We start from the raw sequence: 5,678 nt of genomic DNA on the forward strand, positions 1-5,678 counted from the left end.
GAATCATCAGCCTGAGCACGCCGTCATTGCGATGGGCGCCAAAGGCATTCACCGAAAACACGTCCTGCACCAGCAGGATCGGCAGCAGGATGGCCGCGCCCATCACCGGGTTCATGCCCAATGTCATGATCGGCAGGCCCAGCACGCCCAGCCCGGCAAAGCCGCCCTTGGCGAGGCCCAATATGATCACACCGGCCAGCGCAGCGGCCCAGAAGACCCAGCCCTGCCCGGCCAGCGCCGCCGCGAGTCCATCTGGAACCATCAAGCTGCGGCAGTGCGGATTTCGATCAGCACCAGCCGCGCCGTCCAGTGCGGCCACGGCAGGGCAATACGCCAATGGCCCGGTGCCACAGCCTGCAGCACGCCAAGCTGATCGCGGTCGCGGTCTTCGCCATAGCGCAGCCGGCCCATATCGCCGGCCAGCCGCAGCGTGCCCAGGAAGATCAGCCGATCAACATCCGGATACAGCGTGCCCAGATATTGCTGCGGCCCAGGCGCGGTTTCAAAGCGCTGCAATATGCCGTCGGCGGTGAACGTGCAGGGCGCCCAGGCGCTGGCCTGCACCGGCGGCGCGGTGTGCGGCGTGCCCTGGCGCCAGCCGAGCAGGATGGTGCGGCATTCATGGTTGCCCGCGGCGGGAAACACCGGCGCTGCCGATGGTCCGTTCGCCGCCATCGGGTCTGCGGCCACTGGGCCCAGCGCCGCCAAATCGGCATCGCGCCCGGCTTCGGTGATATCGGTGCGCGCCTGTTCCCAGGCGTCGGCCAGCCGCGCCAACCGGCCACGATCAGGATCGCTGATCACCGCCTGCCACACATCGGCGCGGCGCACGACCGCATAGGGGCGCAGTTCATCATCCTTGCCGCAGCCCGCCAGCACGAGCAGCGCCAGCAGAGCCAGAACCCGCATCATTCGCCCAGCATGCCGCGCACGAACCCGGCCAGGCCCAACTGGCGTTTGCGGCGCAGGCGTTCAGCCTTCAGGATCGCGCGGATCTCGTTCAGGCAGGTTTCGGCGTCGTCGTTGACGAGGATATAATCATACTCGCCCCAATGGCTGATCTCGTCGCGGGCGCGGGCCATGCGGCCGGCGATCACATCGGGATGATCGGTGTTGCGGCTGCGCAGGCGGCGTTCAAGCTCGGCCAGATCGGGCGGCAGGATGAACACGCGCACCAGATCTGATGCAGCGTCGGTTTGCTGCAGCTGCTGCGTGCCCTGCCAGTCGATATCGAACAGCACGTCGCGGCCATCAGCCAGTGCAGACTCCACCGGGCTGCGCGGCGTGCCATAACGATGGCCAAACACGGACGCCCATTCCAGCAGCGCGTTTTCCGCCACCATCGATTGGAACTGGTCGGCCGAGACGAAATAATAATCGACTCCGTCCACTTCGCCGGGACGCGGCGGGCGGGTGGTGGCCGAAACGCTCAAGGTGATGTCATGGTCTTCGGTCATCAGCGCGCGCGACAAGGTGGTCTTGCCAGCGCCCGAGGGCGAAGACAGCACGAACATCAAGCCGCGCCGCAGCGGGCTGCGCGCCGGTGCGCCGGTGCGGGCAAACTGTGTCACTTGCGACGGAACCGATCGAGGGTGACGACATTGCTGCCGCCATCTTCACTGTCATCGCCTTGCGGTTCGGGTGCGGGCGGTTCGGGCGGCGGTTCGTCCGGCGGGCCTTCGCCATCCTTGGGTGCAAACTGCAGCGCGAAATTCACCGCCGGATCGACGAAACCCACGATGGCATCATAGGGGATCACCAGGCTGGCCGGCATCTGGTTGAACGACAGGCCGATGGAGAAATGATCATCGGCCACGATCAGATCCCAATAGCGGTGCTGGATGACGACGGTCATCTCATCGGGATAACGGTCCATCAGATGCTTGGGGATGGAAACGCCGGGCGCGCGGGTGCGAAACGCGATGTAGAAATGATGGCCGCCGGGCAGGCCGCCTTCATCGGATATGCGTTGCAGCACGCGGCTGACCACACCGCGCAGGGCATCCTGGACGATATCGTCATAGGGGATCAGGCTGTCGGGCGTGGTGTCATTCACGAGAGCTGAGCCTTGGCTGGAAATGCTGCTGGAGTATTGCCACCGATTGGCGCGAGGCGCGGTCTAGGTCAAGGGGGGCCAAGGTCAAGCGCACAAAGCTGAGAAGTGAGCGGGTTCTGTTGCCCGGCCCCCCAGAAGTCGTCTGGGGGTCGGTGGGCCGTGATTGTGCAAATCGGTGAGGGGGTTCTGTTGCCCGGCCCCCCAAGTTGTTCTGGTTTTCCGGGAGGGCCGTGTTCTGGCAAATCGGTGAGGGAGGTTCTGTTGCCCGGCCCTCCCTCAGGCCGCTGGAATCCACTTCTGTTGCCCGGTGTGGCCCGTACCGCGCTTTCGGCCAGTGAAACTCAGTCCGTGAGGACCGGGTTACGCTGCGATTGCGAATGCCTCGTTGTCGTTGGCATTTATGGTGTTTTGAACGGTTTTACGGCTCATTCAGGCCGGGCAAAAAAATCGTCTTTGAACACACGTCGATTCTGGTTCGGCCCCATACATCGCCCCGGCAACGGGTTGAAAATATGGTGGAGCCGCCGGGTACTGCCCCCGGGTCCGCTGCGTCTATTTCACGACATCATTTATCGCCATATCCGGCAAGCCGGCAGCATCCATGTAGGCGCAGCTGCGCGATTCCTCAAGTCTTGACGAAACGCCGATACAGCGCCGGCAGCAGCAGCAGGGTGAGCAGGGTTGAGGAGATGATACCGCCGATCACCACGGTGGCAAGCGGGCGCTGCACCTCCGCGCCGGCCCCGGTGGCGATCGCCATCGGCAGGAAGCCGATGCTGGCGACCAACGCGGTGGAAATGACCGGCCGCAATCGATCCATCGCGCCAGTGCGCACCGCCTCGTCCGTTTCCAGCCCCTCGCCGCGCAGATGATTGATGTGATCGACCATCACCAGCCCGTTGAGCATGGCAATGCCCGACAAGGCGATGAAGCCGATCGCCGCCGTGATCGAAAACGGCATGCCCCGCAGCGCCAAGGCGAACACCCCGCCGGTCACCGCCAGCGGGATGCCGGCAAACACGATCAGCGCCTGGGTGAACGAACCCAGCGCACCATAGACCAGCACGAGGATGAGCAGCAGGCACGCCGGCACCAGCACCGCCAGCCGCGCCTTGGCTTCCTGCAATTGCTTGAACTGGCCGCCATATTCGATGCGATAGCCATCGGGCAGTGGCACGGCCTTGGCCATCTCTCGCTTTGCCTGCGCCACATAGGCTTCGATATCGCTGCCCGACAGGTTGACCAGCAACGCCGCGCGCTTCTGGCCATTGTCGCGGCGCACCGGCTCCACCGCCATCACCTCCTCCAGTGTCGCAACCCGGCCCAACGGCACCAGCCCGGCCTGTCCGACCCGCAAGGGCAAGGCGCGAATGATATCGAGATCGGCGCGTTGCGCGTCGGGCAGGCGCACCACGATGGCGTGGCGGCGGATGCCTTCCAGGATCGCCCCCACTTCCTGCCCGGCCAGCGCCGCCGTGATGGCGCGGTTGACCTCGTCTGCGCCCAGCCCCAACCGCACCAGTGCTTGCGTGTCCACCTTCACCACCAGGCTCGGCGTGCGGCCATCCACTTCATATTCGGCCTGCGCCGTGCCGGGCAGCCGCTTCAGTACCGCCAGCACTTTGGTGCCCAACTGTTCGAGCCGGTCATTGTCGTCACCGTAAATCTTGACCGACAGATCAGCGCGCGTGCCTTCCAGCATCTCGTTGAATTTCATCTCGATCGGCTGGCCGCGCAGGAAACTCTGATCGGCAAACTGGCGACGGGCTTCGGCCTCGATGGCGTCTTGCAGCGCCAACTTGCTTTGCGGGCCATCAGCCGGCCATTCGCGCAGCGGCTTGTAGCTGACATAAAGATCATTCTCGTTCGGCGGCATCGGATCGGTCGCCACCGCCGACGTGCCGATGCGCGAGAACACCGCGGTGATCTGCGGGAATTTCTGCAGCAGCGATTTTTCCAGCGCGATTTCCAGTTCCAGGCTGCGCTCAAGGCTCATGTCCACCGGCTTGTAGATCATGGTGGTGATCGACCCTTCGTCCAGCCGCGGCGTGAACTGCGTGCCAAGGCCGGTGAACAGCAACCCGGCCGCCACAACCGCCAGCAGCGCCGGCACCAGCGCCAGCAGCGGCCACGCCAACGTGGCGGTCAGCACCGGGCGATAGACGCCCTCCAGCGCCGCCACCAGCCGGGTCGAACCATGGCCAGCGCTGGGCTTGAGCCACCACGCAGCCAGCGCCGGCACCAAAGTCACACTCACCAGCAGCGCCGCTGTCAGCGCCAGCATCACCGTGATCGCCATTGGCCGGAACAATTTGCCTTCCACACCGCCCAGCGCCAGCACCGGCACATAAACCAGCGTGATGATGGCAACGCCAAACGCCACCGGCCGCGCCACCTGCCCCATGGCTTCGGCGATGATCGCGCGGCGCTCGTCCTCCCCCAGATCGCGGCCTCGCTTCGCCTGTTCCGCGCCCAGCCGGCGCAGGGCATTTTCCACCGCAACAATGGCGCCATCCACGACAAGGCCGAAGTCGAGCGCGCCCAGGCTCATCAGATTGCCGCTGACATCAAGCCGCGCCATGCCGATGCTGGCCAACAGAAAGGCGACCGGGATCACCGCCGCCACGATCAGCGCCGCGCGCCATTGGCCCAGCGCCAGGATCAGCACGAATGCCACCAGCAGCGCGCCTTCGGAAAGATTGCTGCGCACGGTGGCAATTGTGTGCTCCACGATGTCGGCGCGGTCATACCGCACCTTGATGACCATGCCCTTGGGTAGCGCCGCCTGCACATCGGGCAGATATTCGCCCACCCGGCGCGCCACCGTGTGGCTGTTCTGGCCGGTGAGCATCATGATCGTGCCCAACACCGCCTGCTGGCCATTCACGGTGGCCGCCCCCGATCGCAGCATGTGGCCAACACGCACAGTGGCGAGATCAGCCACGGTCAACGGTCGCACCCCGCCGGCGAACTTCACCGGCAGCGCGCCGATGGCTTCGGGCTGCATCACCCTGGCATCGGTGCGCACCACCAACCGGCGGCCGTTTTGCGAAATCGCACCGCCGCCGGCATTGTCGGCATAAGCCGCCACCGCCGCCGCCAGCTCGGCCGGTGTCACCCCGGCGGCGGCCAGCCGGCGCAGATCAGGCTCGATCACATATTGGCGTTCCAGCCCGCCGATGCTGTTGACCTCGGCCACGCCCGCCACCTGGCGCAGCATGGGGATGACGACATATTCCTGGGTTTCGGCCAGCGCCATCAGATGCTCGTCGGGTGAACTGGCGGATTGCAGGCCCGGATGGTGCGGCTCGCTATCGGGCGGGTGATCCCATTCCAGCGAGTATGTCAGGATCTCGCCCAGCCCGGTGGTGATCGGGGCCAGTTGCGGCGCCGATCCAGCTGGCAGCGTCGCCATGGCGGTGGCCAGCCGTTCGGTCACCACCTGCCGCGCGCGCATCACATCGGTGCCGTCTTCATACAACAGCGTGACCTGCGACAGGCCGGAACGGGTGAGCGAGCGGAACCCGCTGAGGCCGGGCTGGCCGCCCATCAGCCGCTCGATCGGCACCGTCACTCGCGTCTCGATCTCCTCGGCAGCAAGGCCGGGCACGGCGGTGTTCAC

The 5,678-nt window shown here is 65.5% G+C and carries 4 protein-coding genes, 1 other RNA gene and 1 pseudogene; all 6 read right to left on the reverse strand.

The genetic code is table 11. From position 1 onward, the window contains the following. Positions 1–262 (reverse strand): annotated as a pseudogene (locus tag RMO81_RS09830) (sulfite exporter TauE/SafE family protein); the annotation flags it as partial. Beyond that, positions 262–912, reverse strand: a complete 651-nt coding sequence (locus RMO81_RS09835) for a DUF4893 domain-containing protein (RefSeq protein ID WP_310475673.1) — start codon at positions 910–912, stop codon at positions 262–264. The gene RMO81_RS09835 and the pseudogene RMO81_RS09830, both read right to left, overlap by 1 nt. Next, positions 909–1,514, reverse strand: coding sequence for a guanylate kinase (gene gmk, locus RMO81_RS09840; RefSeq protein WP_310475676.1), 606 nt, complete (start codon positions 1,512–1,514; stop codon positions 909–911). The genes RMO81_RS09835 and gmk overlap by 4 nt, the downstream gene beginning before the upstream one ends. A gap of 53 nt (positions 1,515–1,567) precedes the next feature. Continuing rightward, positions 1,568–2,056 (reverse strand): ClpXP protease specificity-enhancing factor SspB, encoded by a 489-nt coding sequence (locus RMO81_RS09845; RefSeq protein ID WP_310475674.1) that lies wholly within the window; start codon positions 2,054–2,056, stop codon positions 1,568–1,570. A 285-nt stretch (positions 2,057–2,341) separates the two neighbouring features. Continuing rightward, positions 2,342–2,689, reverse strand: a transfer-messenger RNA (tmRNA) gene (ssrA, locus tag RMO81_RS09850). Continuing rightward, positions 2,682–5,678 (reverse strand): CusA/CzcA family heavy metal efflux RND transporter (locus tag RMO81_RS09855; protein ID WP_310475675.1); only part of this gene is annotated, 2,997 nt, incomplete at its 5' end. The genes ssrA and RMO81_RS09855, both read right to left, overlap by 8 nt.

The sequence above is a fragment of the Sandarakinorhabdus sp. genome, from assembly GCF_031422795.1.
GTDB lineage: Bacteria > Pseudomonadota > Alphaproteobacteria > Sphingomonadales > Sphingomonadaceae > Sandarakinorhabdus.